Genomic DNA, 21,276 nt, shown 5'->3' on the forward strand with positions numbered 1-21,276 from the left:
CTTTTTAACTTCCAGTGCATTTCACCTGTATATTTGAGGAAATCTCTCTCGTTTCTTTTCCTTTATTTATCCGCTCTAACATGTACTGCATACCAATTGAATCATTTGTATGTAAATGAATTTCCTGTACATAAAGGCCTTCCGTACAAAAAACTTCTAAAAAATCCAAACCATTTTTCTGACGCCATCCCATATTATAATCGAGCGATATAATATCTACATCAGAATTGCGCAAAAAATTTAAAGCAGTTTCGACTGTTGTCGCTAAGACATAACCGAAGGGGCAAGGTCTTTGATCATCCATATACACTTTCATTTTCTACTTCTCCTTTATCCCGCTATTTGCGGACAGTAATACCTCCACTGATTACAGTTTCACTTTATTCCAGATATATCATAGCCAAATAACATATTGTTCCAAGTGCAATAAACGGTCCGAATGGCAATGGTTGTCTTGATGTAATACGCTTGAGTAACATACCAATTCCAAAGAAACAAAGACTCAAACTAGAAGCACAACAAAGCACAATAAAAATTGCTTTCGCCCCTATTATAAATCCAAGTAGCGAAAGTAATTTCACATCACCTCCTCCAAGTCCATTCGGAAATAGAATTTGAACGAGATATAACACAATAAATATCGTTCCTCCACCAATCAAGCCCTCCCACCAAGGAACGAGTGAAATAAAAATATGTTCTAGTACAAATAAACAAGCAAAAGAGAATAAAATTACATCCGGGATTAACATATAGAACAAATCTGTCATTGTAATAATAATGAGTAAAGAAAGTAACGTCCATATAAGAATTAGTTCTTTATCCATTCCAATCACATACGTAAAAAAAAGAAATGCTCCCCCTGTTATCACCTCAAACAATGTATAAATAAAGGGTACTTTCATTTTACAATGAATGCAGCGACCTCTTTGTAAACAAAAAGAAATAATTGGAATAAGCTCTTTCGGCCTTAGCGTATGACGACAATAGTCACAATAAGAACGAGGAGCAATAATAGATTGTCCAATAGGAATGCGTACTGCTACAACCGTATAAAAAGAACCTAGCACCGTCCCTATTAAAAAAGCATATAAATAAAATATCACACCATCCTCTCCTTCCCCAAAAAAATATAGCAAAAAGAGAGCGACACTTCCATTTCGCATTATCTTTGTTCTAATAAAAAAGCAGGCCATTTCTTGGCCTGCTTTTCCCCATTTTACACTACAAAATAATATGCTTTTAATGGTCCATGTACACCTACAACAAGATTCATTTCAATATCAGCTGAGTTACTTGGACCTGTAATAAAGTTAATACAAGATGCAACTTCTTCTCCATTCTCTACACGCGTATTCATATCATAAACCGCTTGTGTAATACGTGGTACAATTGTTTCACGTGGAATGATTGCAAAATAAATCGTAGGCAAGAAGTGTAAAGAACGACCTTGTCCTTTATGACTTTGCACGACAATTGTACCGGATTCTGCTAATGTGTAATCACTAAAAGCAATACCGATATTTGCTTTTTCAGCCAAGCGAATATTTTCTTCTTTTTTCTCTGGATCCCAAGTGTTTACTTCAACATTTTCGTTCGGAAGTTCTGTAGAAAATAGAGCATTCAAACCGTACGTATCAAAACGTTCGTCCCCCGATAATAAAATAGGACCGCCGCCGTTTTCAGTAATTATTTTTCGAACTACTGCACTCAGTTCATCCTTTGTTGTTTCAATTACAGTCGTATGAATGTTGGTACATTGTTTTTTGAATACTGCTAACAATTCTTCCTCTGAATAATCTTTCAACGTTTCTACGTTTACATTATTCTTCCATACCGGACGCTGTACTCCTTCTGTTTTACGCGCACGCCCAAGTTCTTTCGCAATGTTGTCTAAAAAGGAATCACGGTTTTGAATTGTCCCTGTCATCAGTCATTCCCGCCTTTCTTATGATCTTTATACCAATCACGGAATCTTTCTTTACTTGGAGCTGGGAACTCGCGAATATCCGTCCAGTTTTTCAGCGGTCCTACACCTTTCGTTACACGATTACCAGACGTAAATGGACTCATAGCAGCCGGAGCAATTTTAGATCCCATTTTGTATAAAGATGCGGAAGACGCACCCATACTAAACATCTTCATTGCTAATTTTTCTGCAAGTGGCGCTCGCCCTTCTTGCTCAACAATGACTTGGCGATGTTTTAATAACAAGTCATGCAATGGAATTTTTACCGGACAAGCTTCTGTACACGCTCCGCATAAACTAGAAGCATACGGAAGCTCTTTATAATCATCATATCCACCTAAAAGTGGTGTTAATACTGCCCCAATTGGACCAGAATAGATGGATCCATAAGAGTGACCACCAACATGACGATATACAGGACATACGTTTACACAAGCTGCACAGCGAATACATTGCAATACTTGACGGAATTCAGAACCTAAAATTGTAGAACGTCCATTATCAACAACAACTAAATGGAATTCTTCTGGTCCGTCTACTTCCTCTTCCTGAATTGGTCCTGCTACCGTTACATAACTCGTTAATTTTTGACCAACCGCACTACGGCACAGTAAACCAACAAGAACATCTAGTTCTTCCATAGTTGGAACCATACGTTCCATACCCATTACCGCGATTTGTGTTTTGGGAATAGACATAACAAGGTCAGCATTTCCTTCGTTTGTTACTAGACAAAGAGAGCCTGTATTTGCAACTGCAAAGTTACATCCCGTTACCCCAATTTCAGCATCCATAAATTTTTCACGAAGTTGTTTACGAACAAACTTTGTCATTTCATATGGATCATCAGAATTTTCATACCCAAGCTTTTCTTTAAACACATCACGAATTTGCGTTCTGTTTTTATGAAGTGCTGGTGCAATGATATGAGATGGTGGATCATTATCTACTTGTAAAATGTACTCACCTAAGTCACTCTCTAATACTTCACAGCCAATTTCTTCAAGTGCATGGTTCATGCTAATTTCTTCCGTTACCATCGACTTTGATTTTACAACTTTTTTTGCTTGCTTCTTCTTCGCTACCTCTTGAATATACTGTGCTGCTTCTTCTTTCGTTTTTGCAAAGAAAACATGCCCGCCTCTTTTAGATACATTTTCACTCAGTTGCATTAAATAGTAGTCTAAGTTTTCTAACGTATGCTGACGAATTTGTTCACCAAGTTCACGCCATTCTTCCCAGTTTCCTAATTCATCGGCTGCTTTTAAGCGATTTGTATATAAACGCGTTTGTGCAGAAGATACTGCCCCGCGCATAAATGAATCTTGAATTCCATCGCCAACGCGATCATTAAATTTTTTCTCACTGATTTTCATAGACATAGCTTATGTTCCCCCTTCATGAGCGACTATTCAATACCTCAGCAATATGCATTACTTTTACTTCTTTACCTAAGCGCTCAATACGTCCGCCAATGTTTAACAAACACCCACAGTCAGCACCAATTAAATAATCAGCACCTGTTTCCATCACACTATCCACTTTCTCATCTACCATTTGTTCAGAGATTGGTGTCATTTTAACTGAAAACGTTCCCCCAAAACCACAACAATTTTGTGCGTTTGGTAGTTCTTTTACAGTTAGCCCTTTTACATTTGATAGTAAAATTCCTGGAGCTTCTTTTACTCCTAGCAAACGTGTCATATGACAAGATTTGTGAACAGTCGCTGTTCCTTCTAAGTGCGCACCAACATCTGTAACTTTTAACACATCAACAATAAATTGTGTTAATTCATATGTTTTATCTGCCACTTTTTGTGCACGAGGTGCCCATTTTGGATCATCTTTAAAAACGTGTGGATACTCATGAAACATTGTCGCACAAGAACCAGATGGTGTAACGATATATTCTGCGTCTTCGAAAGTTTCAATCATATGCTTCATTGCTTCTTTTGCTGCTTCTACATGACCGCTGTTATATGCTGGTTGTCCACAGCAAACTTGAGCTTCTGGAAATTCAATTTCACACCCTAAATGCTCCAACAATTCAACCGTTGCTTTACCAACATTTGTTTCAAACATATCGACTAAGCAAGTAACAAACAAAGTAACTTTCATAATTATAATTCCCCCTCATTACAACTTTGCCAACAATCATATGGTCATCAGATGACTTGACGGAAAGAAGAAGCTAGGCATAATTGACCTACCTGAACCTCTCCCTAAAAAGAAAACGCTTACTCAATCTTTCTCTATTCTATCAGAAAAATGAAATTTTGAAAGACTAAATCACGAATTTATATCTTGTCTACCTGTGACAATATGCTCTACATTTGTTAAATGATTTAGCATTGCTTGCTGTGCAAATTCCACATCTTGTTTCAATACCGCATCATAAATAACTTGATGCTCTTCTAAAAGTCGTTCTGCTGTTGTTTGTTCACCATATAAAATAATGCGTCTCGACTCACCAATCGTCTCAGCAATCATTTCCGAAACATGATTCATAAGTTCGAGTAAGATGTTGTTATGTGAAGATTCTGCAATTCCCATATGAAAATGAAAGTCCGCTTTTTCACCAGCTCTTTCATTCCCCATGCTTTTTTCCATTTCATCTAACCAATGCTTCATATTTTTCAAATTATCTTCTGTACGTTTTACTGCTGCTGCCCGAACTGCCCCGACTTCAAGCACTTTTCGTACTTCCAATAAATCTAAAATATCTTCCTTCTTCATTAACAACATGTTATTTAAAGGTTTTGTCAATGCTGAAGAATCGAAGTTCTTCACATATGTTCCTTCCCCTTGTTTCATTTCAATTAACCCCATAGCTCGCAAGGCACTGAGCGCTTCACGAACTGCAGATCTGCCAACTTGAAACTGCTCGGCTAATTGATGAACAGGAAGAAGTTTGTCACCAGGTTTTAATGTACCATTTTTTATCATCGTTAAAATGGCTTCAGATACCTCTTCGTAAATTTTTTTCGGCTTAATAGATTTGTACTCCAGTTAAATCACCTCAGTATCATCCAAACAACAATTCAAACGATTTATAAGAACATAGCATCCATAACCATTTTAGAACGAATTAGTAAGAAGTACAAATGTTTTGTTCATAAAATCGCCAAATTTTTGTTATATGGAGGGAATTAATGGATATTATACCCAGTAGCGGGTTGTAACTGGTATTTAATCTGGTATTATTCTCCTTAATTTCCTATTTCCCCCTCTATCCACGGATAGTAAGACCCCCCACTTCAAAACGTGTTACGTTTAAGTGGGGAAATTGACAACTAAAACATACTTCCTTCTTCATTCGCAGGTAATTTTATAATAACTGTTGTTCCCTTCCCTTTTTCACTTTCGACTCGCCATTCTCCATCATGGATATGCACGATTTGTTTGACAATCGCAAGACCAAGACCTGTTCCACCATGCCTACGACTTCGCGCTTTATCAACCCGATAGAAACGTTCGCCAAGCTGCTCTAAATACTCAACATCAATACCAATTCCCGTATCCTTTATTTTCAATTCACACTGCCTATCTTTTTTCTGCAATTGTATAGAAATGTTTCCATTTTGATTTGTATAACGAATAGCGTTGTCTAGCAAGTTATGAAGCACCTGTTGCATCCGATCCTCATCAATCGTTACAATAATATCTGGATCAAGATCCGTTGAAATATACAGCTCTTTTTCCATACATTTCAATTCGTACGTTTCTAATACATCTTCAATAAGCTGCGCAAATACAATCGGTTGTTTTTTTAATGGAAAATGGTCTCCTTCAAGTTGCGCCAAATCCAATAAATCATGAACAAGCCGTTGCATACGACCAGCTTCTTTATGAATGAGCTGTGTAAATTTTGATTGTTGCTGTCCCTTTGCGATCCCATCTAATATCGCTTCACTATACCCCTTAATATAACTCAGTGGCGTCCGCAGTTCATGAGAAACATTTGCTAAAAATTCCTTACGTTTGACATCTTCCATTTCTAATGAATTTGCCATTTTATTAAACGCTTTCCCTAAACGTCCGATTTCATCTTCCGACGAAATCGTAATACGCTCAGAAAAATCTCCTGTTGCCATATGATTTGCAACCCGTTCCATTTGTGAGAGCGGTTTTGTAATCGCAATAATAATTTTTCTACCAATCCATATTGTAAGTAAAATCATAACGAAAGCTAATGGCGCTAAAATAAGTCCCATATCATAGATTAAATCTTTAATACTCTTTAATGGAATATATGAGTACACAATCCCAACTAATTTCTTTTCTTCTAAAACAGGAATGACAACTCCCATAATATTACGCTCGAAATGTTCTTCATATCCAACCTTCGTAACGGTCTTTCCATCTAACAATGTTTGTCTATCACTCTCACTAATAAGGGAATGATGATGTACATCAAAAGGTATACAAGCACTTAAATCACGAGGATTACTAACAAAAAGTACATCCGCACTCGAGATACGATCAAATGCCTGAACTTTCTCTCCAAACGCTAACGTACCCTCGTCCTTTTTATATTGCGATACGAGCCTTTTCCCTTCCATTACTAACGAATCTTCAATGTTTTGAACATATAACTTTTCATATGAATATAAGGACACGAAATAAAGAAAAGAAACTGTTACACATACTGCACATACCACCGTAAGCCAAAGCTTTTGTACCATCGTAAACATGTTACACCTCAAATTTATAACCTACACCCCAAACTGTTTGAATGTAGTTTCCACTTTCTCCAAGTTTTAAACGCATCGTTTTCACATGTGTATCTACCGTTCTCGTACTTCCTGCGTAATCATATCCCCATACTTTTTCAAGTAATTGCTCACGACTAAACACTTGTCCATTATGCCCACAAAGAAAATAAAGTAGATCAAACTCTTTTACAGTAAGAGAAATAGGCTCTCCGTCTATTTCAATTCGGCGACTTTTTTCGTTAATTACGATTGGACCAAATTGAAGTTCTTCTTGTTGTTCTTGCTTCGTATATCTTCTTAATACAGCTTCCATACGAGCAACGAGCTCACCTGGACTAAATGGCTTTACAATATAATCGTCCGCTCCCATCCGCAAACCATTAACGCGGTTCCATTCTTCTCCTTTTGCTGTTAAAAAAATAATCGGTACATCCGATATTTTTCGAATTTCTTTACAGACTGAAATTCCATCCATCTGTGGCATCATAATATCTAAAATAACAAAATCGTAATGATCTGTATCAAGCATATGAAGTGCATCTTTTCCGTTCTCTGCTTCTCCCCATTCATATCCGAAATTATCTAAATACATGCCAACAAGCTGTCTCATATCACTTTCATCATCTACAAGTAACACTTTATGTTTGTTCATCTCTCTCCCTCTCTCCCTTCTCGCTGCGTAAGTTGAAACGGTCCCTTTCCAACCGCAATCGTTTGTTTCACCTTCATTTTCTGAATATCAATTACATACACTTCATTACTATCATAGCTAGCTACATAACCTTCTTTCCCACTTTTCAAAAAAGCAAATGGATTAGATCCTGCCTCAAGAGCTCCTACTTCTTGATATGTTCGCGCATCAAATTTTCTTAATGTATTTGATCCATGACTTAATGCATACACGAATTTTTCATCTCCTGCAAGACTAACTGGCATAAATGGTGCATGTAAAGAGCGAACCATCTGTCCATCTGCTAAAGAATAAACCAATACTTTCTCATTCACTTGCTTCCCATCTCCATGTCCACCAATCCATATTTCCTTTCCATCAGCGCTGACCATTGCCCCTGTTGATGCTGGTGGTACCATAAATGAATGCACAACTTTCTTTTGGTCTAAGTCAATTGTTGATAACTGTGTATCATAAAAATTTAATACATGTAATTGTTTATCATTCTGCACCATTGTTAGCGGACCTTTTCCTACCGAAACACCCCCTGTCTCTTTTCCATTTATTGTAAATAATCGCACTTTTTGTTCATTTTGATCAGCCATAAATAATTGTTTTCCATCAATTGATACGATGACATTCGTAATTCCTTTTCCCGTTTTCCATTTGTTCACTTCGTTTCCTTTTGTTAACGAGTATATATATACATATTCTAACTGCTTACCATATACAAGCATGTCTTCCCCACTTGGCAGCAGCACGATTCCTGTAATAGGTTCTTTTAATTCCCATGTTGTTAATGTCTTTTTCGACTTTTCATCAATAAAACTAACGCTACCTTCTTTAATATTTGTTGTTATGATGATACTTTTATTTTTAGCAATCGGTGTATATGAATTCCCCTGACATCCTGCTAACAGAAACAAAAAACATAGCAGAAAAAAGTATTTCTTCAAAAGATTCCCTCCATCTTTAGATGATTTCGTTATAATTGTAAAATAGCAAATATTTGTGAGGAAAGTGTGAAATCTTCCTATCTTAATAAAACTACATATATAATGTACAACAAATAGAACTAGAGGTGTGCAAATTATGCTTTTTCCCGATTTAGCAAACAAAATTGTCCGTGAAGTTCGAAGGCTAATTACTGAAAGTATTATAATAATTGATATACAAGGTACAATTATCGCTAGCACAAATGCAGCACGCATTGGACAATTTCATGAAGGTGCTCTTCGCTGTGCGAAAGAAAAGAAAACTGTCATTATTACAAAAGAAGATGAGCGGTATTTACAAGGAGTAAAAGCAGGAATGAATCTGCCTCTCCTTTTCCATGATGAAGTAATCGGCGTTATTGGTATTACAGGTGAACCTGAAAGCATTTCACAATACGGCGAAATATTACGAAAAATGACCGAATTATTAATTCATGAAAATTATTTTTTAGAACAACTAGAACTAGAACAACGTTCATATGAAGCTTTTGTTTTTGATTGGTTACAAAGCAATGATTGGTCTCCTAGTTTTCTCGACCGTGCGAAAACACTCGGTATTGATTTACATAAGAAAAAACAACTTATTTTATTTTCAATTGATCAAGATGATACGATGCTACAACGAAAAATTTGGCAGCATATTCGTAACTTGTTAGCTAAAGAGGAACTATTTGTACGCTGGGGAAATGATCGTTTCATACTATTTACAGCAATGGAAGCAAAGAAAAGAATGTTTCAATTTTTAAAGAAATTGAAACACGATTGTGAATCTTTATTTCCGATTACACTATATATTGGTATTGGACAAACAGTAATGCCAAATGAAATGCATGTATCATACGAACAAGCATTGCGTGCGCTTTCGGTTGCCTTTGAAACGAAAGGCATTATATTTAATGAAGATTTACGTTTAGAAATGTGTTTACAAGATATTACCGCTGACACTCGCGAAGAATTTCTTCAACGCACCATTTATCGCTTGCTACCTGCAACTGAACTCATGCAAACACTACGCTTATTTATCGATCATAATCAATCCTATAAACAAACAGCAGAAATGTTACACATTCATATTAATACATTACATTACAGACTTAAAAAAATAGAAGATTACACAGGACTTGCCCCAAAACAATTTAAAGATTTAATCATTTTATACTTTGCACTGCTTTTATTAGATAATCATACAAAAAAAGACAGTAAAATCAATTAATCTTTAGTTAATTATACATAGAAAGAAACCCCCTACTTTTTTATGATTATAATGAAAACACTGTTACAACGTGTATATTCTTATTTTCTTACTATCAGTAATTTTCTTTGCAACACACCACTGAATAATGAAATGAGTCAAACTCTTATGAATAGGATAAACAAGTTAACAGTTTGAGGGGGATTTTCTAATGTTAGAACAACATATTATTGATTCGTTCGTATCTATTGTTGGCAAAGATAATGTAGATACATCCAACATGGGACGTTTAACGTATAGTTACGATGCAACTCCAAATTTCCAAGCGATGCCTGATGCGGTTGTCGCACCACGCAATACGAACGAAGTAGCTGAAATATTAAAAGTATGTAACGATCATAAAGTTCCAGTTTACGTTCGGGGCTCTGGAACAAACCTTTGCGCAGGAACATGTCCACTTGAAGGCGGAGTTGTTCTTCTCTTCCGCCATATGAATCATATTTTAGAAATAGATGAAGAAAACTTAACAATTACCGTGCAAGCTGGTGTCATTACACTTGATATTATTAAAGCAGTGGAAGAAAAAGGGCTATTTTATCCACCAGATCCAAGCTCTATGAAGATTTCTACAATCGGTGGGAATATCAATGAAAATTCCGGTGGCTTACGCGGTTTAAAATACGGTGTAACACGAGATTATGTTATGGGCCTTGAGATTGTCTTGCCAAATGGTGATATCATTCGCACCGGTGGTAAATTAGCAAAAGATGTAGCTGGCTATGATTTAACTCGCCTATTCATCGGCTCTGAAGGCACACTTGGTGTTGTAACAGAAGCCATTTTAAAACTTGTTCCAATGCCTGAAACAAAGAAAACAATGCTTGCATTATATCAAGACATCAATGAAGCTGCTCGTGCTGTATCAGCAATTATTGCCAATAAAATTATTCCAGCAACACTTGAATTTTTAGATCAACCAACAATTGAAGTGGTAGAAGAATTTGCACAGATTGGTTTACCAACAGATGTAAAAGCAATTCTCCTAATCGAACAAGATGGCTCTCCTGAAGTTGTGAACCGCGATATTGAAAAAATGGCTGAAGTTTGCCGTTCTATGCATGCGGTTGATGTTCGTGTTGCAAAGGATGAAACAGAAGCAGATGCACTCCGTACAGCGCGTCGCAGTGCGCTCTCTGCTTTAGCAAGACTGAAACCTACCACAATTTTAGAAGATGCTACTGTACCACGTTCTCAAATTGCTCCTATGGTTGAAGCAATTAATGCCATCGCTAAAAAATATGATATTTCTATTTGTACATTCGGGCATGCTGGTGATGGAAACTTACATCCAACATGTATGACCGATGCTCGTAATGCTGAAGAAATGCACCGTGCTGAACAAGCCTTTGCAGAAATTTTCGAAAAGGCAATTGAACTTGGTGGTACCATTACAGGTGAACATGGCGTTGGTGCCATGAAAGCTCCTTATTTAGAGTTGAAATTAGGAAAAGAAGGCATCGCTGCTATGAAAGGTATTAAGCAAGCTTTCGATCCACATAACATTATGAATCCTGGAAAAATGTTTGCCAAGGACTCTCGTAAAAGAGTGGTGGTAGAAAGATGACAACATTAAATAAGGAACAGATTCAAAAAGAATTTAAAGAACGCCTGAATGAAGATGAATTATTAAACTGTATGCGATGTGGATTTTGTTTACCAACTTGTCCTACCTATATTCAATCTGGATATAAAGAGTCTCATTCCCCGCGCGGTCGTATCGCTTTAATGAAGGGCGTTGTCGATGGATTAATTGAGCCGGATGAAGATGTTGAAAACACATTAAATGTTTGCCTTGGGTGCCGCGCTTGTGAACCTGTTTGCCCATCTGGCGTAAATTACGGACATTTATTAGAAGAAGCACGCGATATTATGAATCAAAATAAAAAGTTCTCTATGCCAGTCAAAGCTGTTCGCAAAATTGTATTCGAGGGCTTATTTCCTCACCAAAATCGCATGCGAGCATTAACAGGACTAATCGACTTTTATCAACGCTCTGGCTTACAAACGTTAACACATAAAACAGGCATTATGAAGTTGTTCCCAGAAACACTCGCAACAATGGATCTCGTCTTACCAAAAGTACCTAAGATGAAAGAAATGAAAAATCGCCCTAAATTTTTACCAGCTGAAACAACAAAGAAAAAACGTGTTGCTTTCTTTACTGGCTGTTTAATGGATACAATGTTTTTGGAAACAAACAACGCTACGATGAAACTCCTTCAGCTTGCTGGCTGTGATGTTGTGATCCCAAAAGAACAAAGTTGCTGCGGAGCACTACATGGTCATGCCGGGGAAAAAGGTGGCGCAAAAGAGCTTGCAAAACGAAACATCCAAGCCTTTGAAGATTTAAAAGTTGATTATATTATTACAAACGCCGGTGGTTGCGGCGCGTATCTCGTAGATTATGACTACTTATTAAAAGATGATCCAAAATGGGCAGAACGCGCAAAACAATTTGTTGCGAAAATAAAAGATATCACTGCTATTTTAGTAGAATTAGATTTTCATAAACGAACTGATTTACGCCTTCCTCCGCAAATTATTACGTATCAAGACTCTTGTCACTTGCGTAATGTCATGCGGACATCTTCTCAACCTCGTATGCTCTTACAAGCAATTCAAGGTGTGACATATCGTGAAATGAAAGAAGCGGATCGTTGCTGCGGTTCTGCTGGTATTTATAATATTGTACATTCGGAATTATCCATGGAATTTTTAGATTACAAAATGGAACGTGTTCATGAAACCGATGCAACAACAATTGTCACTGCAAATCCAGGGTGCTTACTACAAATGAAACTCGGCATTGAACGCGAAAAGCTTTCTCATAAAATGAGAGGTATTCATATTGTAGATTTATTATTAGAAGCAATTGAATCAAACTCGTAATATATGTAACAATGTGAAAACGGCTATCTCTTTCTTCTATGTAAAGAGATAGCCGCTTTTTTATTCACTACAAGATTAAAAATATGTTACCGTCTATAAAAAAAGAACAACAAAAAGATTACAGCCTTGTAAAAAAGCATCCATTATATCCCTCAAAAAAATGGTGAAACCCTTGGTGTGAATGGTTTTCATCTTTCCTAAATAGGTAATTATAACCAAAATATTACCTCTATAAGCAAAGCAGGAAATGCTGAAAATTCCTTTTACAATCTAGTTTTCTCGCATTCCACCTCATATTGAAATCTAGGATAAAATAGGTAATTTTATAGTCTATGTATTTTTTTCCATCTTTTTTCCGGCAATTTGTATGCTACGATGAATTTGTCAGTCGGACAGGCTGTCAAAAATAAATCTGTGTGAGAACAGTTAAAAAACTTTTACATAGGGGGACACATATCATGAAAAAGCGTGTTTTATTATCTGTAGCAGCAGCAACTGCATTTACATTCGGAGCATCTACTCTTAGTGCCCAGGCAGCAACGGTACAACCATCTACAATAAAAGTTCAAAATATTCAGCAATCTAAAGTCTTTATGCAACATATGAATCAACAAGAATTACAAAAATACTTACAATCTATGGGAATTAACTCTCTAGCACAATGGAATCAAGTAAAATTCCAGCAAGGTAACTGCTTCATTCCTGGTCAGCAACCAAACGTACCTACTACACCAGAGGTTACTAAACCAGAAACTACTAAACCGGTAGAACAAAAACCGGCTGAAGAAACAGCAAAACCAGAGGCTCAAAAGCCAGCTGAAAATAACAACAACAACAACAACAATACTAATAACAATGAAGCACAAAAACCTGCTGAAAATAAGCCAGCTGAAGAAGCAAAAGGCTCTTTAAGCGAATTTGAACAACGCGTTGTTGAATTAACAAATGCTGAGCGTGCAAAACAAGGCTTACCAGCATTAAAAGTTGACGCTGAATTAAGTAAAGTTGCACGTACTAAATCTGAAGATATGCAAAAAAATAACTACTTCGATCATACTAGCCCAACATACGGATCTCCATTCGATATGATGAAGAAGTTCGGTATTTCTTATAAATCTGCAGGTGAAAACATCGCACAAGGCCAACGTACACCAGAAGAAGTTGTACAAGCTTGGATGAATAGTGAAGGTCACCGTGCAAATATTTTAAATAGTGGTTACACTCACATCGGTGTTGGTTATGTTGAAAGTGGAAACTACTGGACACAACAATTTATCACGAAGTAAGTATATGAATTAAAACCTTTCTTTTTAGAGGGGGAGAGAGGATCCGGCCGTACATAGAAGCGGTCGGATCCTTTTTCTGTCCCATGCCATGTGAAACCAAAAGGAGACAATGAGTACAAGTCTCCTTTTGTTCTTCATAGCAGCGACTTATATATTGGAAAATCAAAGTGGATTTATATATATAAGGAGTCTCCTATTACAGAAGACTCCTTTTTTCCCTCTATTCGCGAGCAGTAAGACCCCCACCTCAAAATCCAGCGAAAACAAGACGTTAGGTTTTGGGATCAACTGCCCGTAAAAGCCCGATTGATGAGGGCTGATAATCAGCGGGGGAATAAAGAAGCCTCCCACTGATTAAAGTTTTACTTTATGTTTCATAATTTTCTAGTATATATGAATACAAAATACAACACATAAAAGCAATAGACCCACAGCTAATCACACCGATTAGTAGATAAAATCCCCATTGTAGTTTCAAAAACAAACAAATTAATATGATAAGCGACATGTATTGAAAAATACGCTGACTAAACAAACGTATTTTCTGTAACACAATCGGCTCCTCTTCTTTTTTTCTTCCTTTTTTAAATCCTTTACTAACCATAAAAAGAAACCCACTAATCCCTATTATAAGACCCGTTTGAAATGGTATATCTATTCCAGTGCCAATAGCAAGAATAAACATATGAATAAATAATAAAAATAGCGATACATTCTCTTTAAATCTCATTACAATATAGTGGTCATTCTCATTCAACTTATATACGTAACGTGAGATTATATACAACAGACCATGAAAAAAAACAATAAGACAAGGAATAAATAATACCACAACTTGCTTCCTCGCATATTCATTTGGTTCACCATTCTGATTCCAGTGCACCGCTAGATAATTCGGTAAATTTGGATATAGAAACAACGTAAATAGAAGGCCAGCAAGAAATATACCCATAATATATTTATATCTTACCAAGTAATCTTCACCTCTCTTTTCTATTTACGGCTTCGGTTTTCACAAAAAATTTCCTGCAAAAAATATCTTTCTCAACTAAACAGAAAAACTTTATTTATTCGACATTTTAAAAGATTCCATGATGTTATTTAAATAGCTAGGAAGTGGAACCTCTACTGTTAACTCTTCTTTTGTAATTGGATGTAAAAAAACAATCCGCATAGCATGTAAGGCTTGACTTGACATATATGTGGATTGTCCACCATATAACGTATCACCAATCAGTGGATGACCACTATGACTCATATGAACGCGAATTTGATGTGTTCTTCCTGTCTCTAATTGTAATGTTACAAGCGTTACATCTTGATGCTTAAAATATTTCTCTACCCGATAATGCGTTACCGCTTGATCACCTTTTGGAGACACACGACGCCTCGTTGCATGATGTCGATCTCTTCCAATCGCTGCGTCAATTATCCCTTGCTTCTTTTTTACTTTCCCTTCAACCAATGCCAAATACGTTCTTTTAATGTTACGCTCCATTAATAACCGATCCATAATAGCACCAGCTATCCCATGTTTTGCAAATACAACGCCACCCGTTGTATCTTTATCTAATCGATGAATATGCCGTACTTTCGTCTCCACACCTTGCATTTGTAAATGAAAAGCAACAAAGTTTGCAAGTGTTCCTGTTCCACCTTTGCTAGAAGGATGCGTATCCATATGCACAGGTTTATTTACAATTAATACGTGATCGTCTTCAAATATCACTTCTAAATCACCGAACTCCGGCTGGACACCATATTCTTCCTGGATAAACATATGAACTTGCAATTTATCTCCTTCTGCTAAAGGTTCACTCCATCGTTTTCGTTCTCCATTGACGATGATACCTTTTTCCATACGAAGTTGATGTAATAGTTTTTTGGGGACGCCCCATTCTTCTTTTAACAAAGAATCAATGCTGATACCGCTCCATTTAGCAGGAACCGTAATTTCGCACCATTCTCCCTTTCTTTTCATTTCCATGCTTTATCCACCTTATTTCTATTGATTCTACTATTGTAACGGAAAATGATTCATTATGCATTGTTTAAAGCAAAAGACAGTCTACATAATAGACTGCCCTCTAAGCACGTAATTTCTTTATTTCTCGTAACATTTGTTCTGCTTTTTGCTCATAAGATAAATCTTTAAAAAAATCTGCTAATCGCTTGTAGTCATTGTAAGCATCTAATAAATCATCTATCGTTTCTTCCTGAGAAACTTTTGGCTTCGATTTCATTTTCACCGGGTACCGATAACCGGACATCTCATGTATTTTATAATATTCTTCCTCCACTTGAATTACTTTCACAAGTTCCTCTTCTTCAGCATCCATTGTGTACCCATCAAATTCCCTCAGTAATTCATAAATAATATGAGTCCATTCATCTTTTGGGTAAAACCCTTTTTCTAGTCTATAGCCGACAATGCGATACATGTGCCCATCATTTTCTGCAAACTGTACAGTATCATTTAACTTAAATTTAAAATAGCGAAACATTGTCTTCACCTGCTTTTATATGTATTGTTCTTACCACATACTATTTGCAAAAAGAGGGTGATGCTATTCATAAAAAAGCGCTCATCCTATAAGAGAAACTGCTAAAAAACTTTTCTTTTTGGGTGAGAGGGAGGATCCGATCATGCACAGAGGCGGTTAGTACCTTTTTTCGCCCCATGCCGTGTAAAAAAAGGGAGGAAATGAGAGGAAATCCGCTTTTGTGTTCATATCCGCGATTGATATGTCAGTAAATCAAAATGAATATATATGGAAAGAATGGCGGATCAAAAAAGACCACTGAAAAACTTCCGTTTTTCAGTGGTCTCTCTACAAGATGAGCGCTTTTTTAATCCGATGATTTTACTTTTTTCTTTCGAAACGGCAGCCACCAGTTCCAATCTCCGAACATTTTCATTAAACTTGGTACAAGCATAAGTCGAATTATTGTTGCATCAAGAAAAATAGCAAGTGCCACACCGAGTCCCATTTGCTTTACTGGTAAAATATCAGTAAATGCGAATGCTCCTGTTACAACAATCATAATGAGAGCAGCTGATGTAATGATACGACTCGTTGATACAAGTCCTTCTAACGTTGCCGTATCATTATCTCCTGTCTCTTCATACAATTCATGAATACGAGAAATAAGAAATACTTCATAATCCATACTTAAGCCGAACACAAGGCCGAATATAAAGATTGGTAACACGAATAAAACTGAACTTTCTTCCAATCCAAAATGTCCACCTTCAAATAGCCAAATCACAATACCAATGGTTGCACTTAAACTAAGTACATTCATCACAATGGCCTTAATTGGAATAAGTATAGATCGGAATGCAAAGAGCAAAATCAAGAAAGTGGAACCGAATATGACGGACATCCCAACCACAACTTTATCTTTAATTTCATCCTCTAACTCTTGTTGAAATGTTGTCATACCACCTAAATAATACGTAATACTGTCATCTTTATACGTGTCTTTAAAATCACGAACCCATTGCTTCGCAGTTTCCGTTCTCGGCTTTGTATCCAAGGAAATTTGAAGAGTTGTTTTATTTCCTTTTGTATATGCTTCCAGTACAGGTTCCACTTGCGTACGCTGTGGGGATTGTAACAATGTAGCAAGCTGTTCAGGTTTCATACCGTTTAGTTCATCATATAGACTTTTTACTTTATATACATGCTTATCTTTTTTCAGTTTTCGAATAACATCTTCTAACTTCTGTAAATTTTCTTTCTCTATGACATTACTTTTCATCTCTAGTACTAGCGTAACATCAGCATGTGTTTTTACAATTTTGTTAAATGACTCTTCATACCTTTCATATGCAATTCGTGTATCACTTTTCTCTGGCAATGCTTCTACACCAGGAAATTGCAGATTAGCAGTGCGAAGCGGCAACAAACAGACAATAATAAACAATGTAACAACGATAATCATCATAATAGGATGCTTCATAACAAATTGAGCGAACTTACGCCACATATTTGAAGTGCGAGGTGCAGTTTGATCCCTTTTCAAGATTCGCTTCCCTATTAACGATAACAATGCCGGAAGAAGTGTAAGTGAAAATAACATACTCATTACAACAACAATCATCCCGCTAATCGCAACAGACTGAATATAATCAATTTCAAAGAAAAACAAACCGGATAAACCAACAAAAACACATAACCCTGAAAATACAATAGCACGCCCCGCTGTTTGATATGTGACAGCTATCGCCTCTTTTACTGTCCGATATGCCACTTCCTCTCGAAACCGATTCACAAACAGCAATGCAAAGTCAATTGATAGCGCAAGCCCAATCATAGGTGCAACATTTAATACAAAAATAGATAACTCTTTATCTACACCAATAAAATATAAAATGCCCATTGTACTAATAACACTCAGCGCCCCATTTAAAATCGGCAAGATTGAAGCAAGCAAGCTACCGAATGAAAATAGTAGTACAAGAAAGGCAATTGGCAATCCGATCATTTCTGCTACTTTCAAATCATTTTGTGTTCGCTCATTAATTTCTTCATTAATCTTTGGAAAGCCTGTTGGTGATACTTTCAAAGTATCGTTACTTTCCTTTTCTATTTCTTTTGCAAATTGTAATGTCTTTTCATTCCGTTCTTTACTTGTTTTCCCGGAAAATAAAATTGTCGCATACGCAATATCGTCTTGTAACATTTCCTTATTTTCTAATGGATGATGGAATGAATCATACGTTTCTTTCGTTTGAATTCTTGTTGTAATGTCTTCGATTCTTTTTTGAAAATCCTCTTTTGAGATTCCTTTATTCTTCTGGAAAACAAGAAGGAGCGTATCTTGAGACTGTTTAAAATCTTTATCTAAAATTGCTTTTGTCGTTTGATAGTCTCCTTTTGTTTGGAAACCATCGCCCCCTAATACCCCTGGAAGTTTTGGTGCGAAAATGCCGAGTGCTATCGCTAACAAAACTAATGTAATTATGACTGTATAGCGAAGTTGATAAAGAAAGCTACCGAATTTCCCCCATTTATCTATTTTATGTACATTTGTCTTCACACATCTTCACCTACTTTATATAATTAGTGAATCTTTCTATATAAATCCATTTTAATTTTCCGACATATAAGTTGCTGCGATGAAGAACAAAAAGTGACCGCTACTTGTTTTCTCTTTCTGTTTTCATTTGGCATGGGGCTGAAAAAGGCTCTGACCGCTTTTATCCACGGACGTATCTTCTCTCCTACTTAAAAAATGGTTTATGTCGGTTTTTTCATTTGGATTTATATATATTTTAGCACATATTACCATAATCAATTAGAGATTTTAGTATGAAAAAAAACGTCCGAAAAACCCAGTAATCTGAGCCTTTTCGCACGTGTCTCATCTCTCTTGATTCGTTTCAAATCGCTCTGAAAATAAACGATGAAAATAAATAGCGATAATTAATGCAATGCCACTTAAACAATAGCCGGCTAAAATATCAGTCGGATAATGTACAGATAAAATAATTCTACTTAATCCAATCCATAAGATTAGCAGTGCCATCGCAATCGTAATAACAACTTTCCCAGCCACATTTTTTACGTTTGCAGCAATGATATAAGCAAGAAATCCATACGTAATCATTGATAGCATAGCATGGCCGCTTGGAAAACTATATCCAAGGGCATCAAGCGCTTCATTTAAACTCGGACGGTCTCTTTTCATAATTTCTTTTATTCCTTTATTTACAAGATGTGTTATTAACACAGCCATAGGATACACAATCATCGCTGCATAGTAACGTTTCTTCCAAAACACGAACAGACTAAGAATAAGCGTGCTTATAATCCCAATTGCAGATCCTATTTTTGTAAAATATGTAAAAAAAGCAAGTGAACTCTCTGTTTGTAATCCTCTTACAAAATCTTTCACATATATATCAAGTGTTGTTACACCATCTGCTTGTACTCTCCAAGCAATGAGAGCAAATGCAGCAAACAACAAGAGAATACAAGCGAGCTCATATCGATGTAATTTTCGTTTCAAATTTTTTCCTCCTATTATGAAAAAATGCGGTTCCTATTTAGAAACCGCATTTTATTATATATCCAGTTTGTTTTTCCAACACATAAATCGCGGCTATGAAAATAAAAAGGAATCTCCACTCATTTTCTCCCTTTGTTTTCACGCGGCATGGGACTGAAAAAGGATCTGACCCCTTCTATGCTCGGCCGGACCCTCTCTCCCGCCTAAAAAATTAGGTCTTCTGTCGTTTTTTTAATCTGTGTTTACATATTTTTGATTTCCAACATATAAGTTACGGCCATGAAAACAAAAGGAGATTTCCACTCATTCCCTCCTTCTGTTTTCATACCGCATGGGGCGAAAAAAGGATCTGACCGCTTCTATGCCCGGCCGGACCCTCTCTCCCACCTAAAAGATTCAGTTTTATGTTTCTATTTTCCTTTTGTTTTTAACTCTGTCCAGTAACGATCATACTCTTTTAATTTATTGTCTACATCAACAAGCCACTCTGTACGAGCTAATTCGTCTTTCGATAAGAAAATCATGTGATTATCACGATACTCTTTACTGTGAAGTTCCCATGCTTTTTCATTTGGATTACTATATCCAATGGATTCATAGTTTTTCACACTTACTTTTTCATCCATTAAGTAGTTCATAAACTTCTCGGCAAGATCTTTATGTTTCGCACCTTTTGGAATTGCTAATGTATCCGCCCAAATTGTACCGCCTTCTTTTGGAACAACATACTCTACATCTTTATTATCTTTTGCAATGAACGCTGCATCTCCAGACCAGACTGTTCCAATCCAAGCATCCTCTGTAATAAACTTTTGTTTAATATTATCTGTATCAAATGCAAGTAAGTTAGGAAGTAATTTTTGCAAGTCAGCAGCTGCCGTCTTTAACTCTGCATCATTTTGTGTGCTGTTTGAAAATCCGTTCTTTTTCAGACCCACTCCTAACACTTCACGAGAATCATTTAATAAAGTAACATGTCCTTTATATTTCTCATTCCATAAGTCGCTCCAACTTGTTGGCGCTTCTTTTACATACTTTTTATTGTAAGCAATTCCTGTTACACCCCAAGTGTATACAAGTGAGTATTTATTCTCTGGATCAAATGAAGGTGTTTTAAAATTTGAAACAAGATTTTTTACATTTGGAATGTTCTTCTTGTCCAATGGCTCTAATAAATCCATTTTTGCCATCGTTTTAACCATGTAATCTGACGGTTGAATTAAATCATATTTTGCACCGCCAGCTTGTAATTTCGCAAGCATTTCTTCATTACTTGCGTATTTATCATAGTTAATTTTCACGTTATATTTTTTTTCAAAATCCTTTAACACTTGCTCATCAAAGTTATCAGCCCAGCTATAAATATTTAGCTCTTCTTTCTTTTCACCACAGCCAGCAAGTACGCCGGCAACAAGACTGAAGCTAATTGCTGCACCAGCTATTGTTTTCATCCATTTCATCGATTCATTGCCTCCTCGTTCTTTA

At 36.4% G+C, this 21,276-nt stretch carries 19 protein-coding genes; 4 read left to right on the top strand and 15 right to left on the bottom strand.

Annotated elements, in window-relative coordinates; genetic code table 11:
- Positions 1–4: 4 nt before the first annotated feature.
- The 9 genes from MHH45_RS09715 to MHH45_RS09755 all read right to left on the bottom strand — a co-directional run bounded on the left by MHH45_RS09715 (position 5) and on the right by MHH45_RS09755 (position 8,307).
- Entirely contained in the window at positions 5–316 is a 312-nt protein-coding gene (locus MHH45_RS09715) for a cyclic-phosphate processing receiver domain-containing protein (protein WP_016113915.1), read from the bottom strand.
- A 64-nt stretch (positions 317–380) separates the two neighbouring features.
- Positions 381–1,163 carry a prepilin peptidase gene (locus MHH45_RS09720; RefSeq protein WP_088094001.1) on the bottom strand — a complete coding sequence of 261 codons (783 nt, stop codon included), beginning with the start codon at positions 1,161–1,163 and terminating at the stop codon, positions 381–383.
- A 53-nt stretch (positions 1,164–1,216) separates the two neighbouring features.
- On the bottom strand, positions 1,217–1,927 hold the full coding sequence (locus MHH45_RS09725) for a LutC/YkgG family protein (RefSeq protein ID WP_016113913.1): 711 nt from the start codon (positions 1,925–1,927) through the stop codon (positions 1,217–1,219).
- Positions 1,927–3,348 carry a LutB/LldF family L-lactate oxidation iron-sulfur protein gene (locus MHH45_RS09730; protein WP_088093989.1) on the bottom strand — a complete coding sequence of 474 codons (1,422 nt, stop codon included), beginning with the start codon at positions 3,346–3,348 and terminating at the stop codon, positions 1,927–1,929. The genes MHH45_RS09725 and MHH45_RS09730 overlap by 1 nt, the downstream gene beginning before the upstream one ends.
- 16 nt (positions 3,349–3,364) lie before the next feature.
- The gene (locus MHH45_RS09735; RefSeq protein ID WP_016113911.1) at positions 3,365–4,084 is read right to left on the bottom strand and encodes a (Fe-S)-binding protein; all 720 of its coding nucleotides are present in this window, start codon (positions 4,082–4,084) and stop codon (positions 3,365–3,367) included.
- A gap of 171 nt (positions 4,085–4,255) precedes the next feature.
- Complete coding sequence (locus MHH45_RS09740; RefSeq protein WP_255254994.1) at positions 4,256–4,945, bottom strand: FadR/GntR family transcriptional regulator; 690 nt, start codon at positions 4,943–4,945, stop codon at positions 4,256–4,258.
- Positions 4,946–5,259: 314 nt separating this feature from the next.
- Positions 5,260–6,660, bottom strand: a complete 1,401-nt coding sequence (locus MHH45_RS09745; protein WP_016113909.1) for a sensor histidine kinase — start codon at positions 6,658–6,660, stop codon at positions 5,260–5,262.
- A gap of 1 nt (position 6,661) precedes the next feature.
- On the bottom strand, positions 6,662–7,333 hold the full coding sequence (locus tag MHH45_RS09750) for a response regulator transcription factor (protein ID WP_016113908.1): 672 nt from the start codon (positions 7,331–7,333) through the stop codon (positions 6,662–6,664).
- The gene (locus MHH45_RS09755; protein WP_016113907.1) at positions 7,330–8,307 is read right to left on the bottom strand and encodes a YncE family protein; all 978 of its coding nucleotides are present in this window, start codon (positions 8,305–8,307) and stop codon (positions 7,330–7,332) included. Before MHH45_RS09755 ends, MHH45_RS09750 begins: the two co-directional genes overlap by 4 nt.
- A gap of 136 nt (positions 8,308–8,443) precedes the next feature.
- Between MHH45_RS09755 and MHH45_RS09760 the strand changes: the two genes are divergently transcribed.
- The 4 genes from MHH45_RS09760 (at position 8,444) to MHH45_RS09775 (ending at position 13,773) form a co-directional block, all read left to right on the top strand.
- Positions 8,444–9,559, top strand: a complete 1,116-nt coding sequence (locus MHH45_RS09760) for a CdaR family transcriptional regulator (RefSeq protein WP_088093988.1) — start codon at positions 8,444–8,446, stop codon at positions 9,557–9,559.
- Positions 9,560–9,749: 190 nt separating this feature from the next.
- Positions 9,750–11,162 (top strand): glycolate oxidase subunit GlcD, encoded by a 1,413-nt coding sequence (gene glcD, locus MHH45_RS09765; RefSeq protein ID WP_088093987.1) that lies wholly within the window; start codon positions 9,750–9,752, stop codon positions 11,160–11,162.
- Positions 11,159–12,487, top strand: coding sequence for a (Fe-S)-binding protein (locus tag MHH45_RS09770; protein WP_088093986.1), 1,329 nt, complete (start codon positions 11,159–11,161; stop codon positions 12,485–12,487). Before glcD ends, MHH45_RS09770 begins: the two co-directional genes overlap by 4 nt.
- Positions 12,488–12,945: 458 nt before the next feature.
- Positions 12,946–13,773, top strand: a complete 828-nt coding sequence (locus MHH45_RS09775) for a CAP domain-containing protein (RefSeq protein WP_088093985.1) — start codon at positions 12,946–12,948, stop codon at positions 13,771–13,773.
- 367 nt (positions 13,774–14,140) lie between these two features.
- Here the strand turns inward: MHH45_RS09775 and MHH45_RS09780 are convergent, their stop codons facing one another.
- From MHH45_RS09780 to MHH45_RS09805, 6 genes are all read right to left on the bottom strand, one after another.
- On the bottom strand, positions 14,141–14,746 hold the full coding sequence (locus tag MHH45_RS09780) for a DUF1648 domain-containing protein (RefSeq protein WP_016113902.1): 606 nt from the start codon (positions 14,744–14,746) through the stop codon (positions 14,141–14,143).
- Between the two features lie 90 nt (positions 14,747–14,836).
- Positions 14,837–15,760 (bottom strand): RluA family pseudouridine synthase, encoded by a 924-nt coding sequence (locus MHH45_RS09785; RefSeq protein ID WP_016113901.1) that lies wholly within the window; start codon positions 15,758–15,760, stop codon positions 14,837–14,839.
- Positions 15,761–15,860: 100 nt separating this feature from the next.
- Entirely contained in the window at positions 15,861–16,277 is a 417-nt protein-coding gene (locus tag MHH45_RS09790; protein ID WP_016113900.1) for a hypothetical protein, read from the bottom strand.
- Positions 16,278–16,623: 346 nt separating this feature from the next.
- Complete coding sequence (locus tag MHH45_RS09795) at positions 16,624–18,819, bottom strand: MMPL family transporter (protein WP_016131258.1); 2,196 nt, start codon at positions 18,817–18,819, stop codon at positions 16,624–16,626.
- 324 nt (positions 18,820–19,143) lie between these two features.
- Positions 19,144–19,791 (bottom strand): phosphatase PAP2 family protein, encoded by a 648-nt coding sequence (locus MHH45_RS09800; RefSeq protein WP_016113898.1) that lies wholly within the window; start codon positions 19,789–19,791, stop codon positions 19,144–19,146.
- 410 nt (positions 19,792–20,201) lie between these two features.
- Entirely contained in the window at positions 20,202–21,251 is a 1,050-nt protein-coding gene (locus MHH45_RS09805) for a polyamine ABC transporter substrate-binding protein (RefSeq protein WP_003196038.1), read from the bottom strand.
- Positions 21,252–21,276 lie beyond the last annotated feature (25 nt).

Origin of the sequence: Bacillus sp. FSL K6-0042 (assembly GCF_038006685.1) — a bacterium.
In the GTDB taxonomy this organism is placed as follows: domain Bacteria; phylum Bacillota; class Bacilli; order Bacillales; family Bacillaceae_G; genus Bacillus_A; species Bacillus_A pseudomycoides.

Coding starts and splice junctions, on each gene's coding strand:
- MHH45_RS09715 (WP_016113915.1), bottom strand. CDS start 316: ATGAAAGTGTATATGGATGATCAAAGACCTTGCCCCTTCGGTTATGTC.
- MHH45_RS09720 (WP_088094001.1), bottom strand. CDS start 1,163: ATGCGAAATGGAAGTGTCGCTCTCTTTTTGCTATATTTTTTTGGGGAA.
- MHH45_RS09725 (WP_016113913.1), bottom strand. CDS start 1,927: ATGACAGGGACAATTCAAAACCGTGATTCCTTTTTAGACAACATTGCG.
- MHH45_RS09730 (WP_088093989.1), bottom strand. CDS start 3,348: ATGTCTATGAAAATCAGTGAGAAAAAATTTAATGATCGCGTTGGCGAT.
- MHH45_RS09735 (WP_016113911.1), bottom strand. CDS start 4,084: ATGAAAGTTACTTTGTTTGTTACTTGCTTAGTCGATATGTTTGAAACA.
- MHH45_RS09745 (WP_016113909.1), bottom strand. CDS start 6,660: ATGTTTACGATGGTACAAAAGCTTTGGCTTACGGTGGTATGTGCAGTA.
- MHH45_RS09750 (WP_016113908.1), bottom strand. CDS start 7,333: ATGAACAAACATAAAGTGTTACTTGTAGATGATGAAAGTGATATGAGA.
- MHH45_RS09760 (WP_088093988.1), top strand. CDS start 8,444: ATGCTTTTTCCCGATTTAGCAAACAAAATTGTCCGTGAAGTTCGAAGG.
- glcD (WP_088093987.1), top strand. CDS start 9,750: ATGTTAGAACAACATATTATTGATTCGTTCGTATCTATTGTTGGCAAA.
- MHH45_RS09770 (WP_088093986.1), top strand. CDS start 11,159: ATGACAACATTAAATAAGGAACAGATTCAAAAAGAATTTAAAGAACGC.
- MHH45_RS09775 (WP_088093985.1), top strand. CDS start 12,946: ATGAAAAAGCGTGTTTTATTATCTGTAGCAGCAGCAACTGCATTTACA.
- MHH45_RS09785 (WP_016113901.1), bottom strand. CDS start 15,760: ATGGAAATGAAAAGAAAGGGAGAATGGTGCGAAATTACGGTTCCTGCT.
- MHH45_RS09790 (WP_016113900.1), bottom strand. CDS start 16,277: ATGTTTCGCTATTTTAAATTTAAGTTAAATGATACTGTACAGTTTGCA.
- MHH45_RS09805 (WP_003196038.1), bottom strand. CDS start 21,251: ATGAAATGGATGAAAACAATAGCTGGTGCAGCAATTAGCTTCAGTCTT.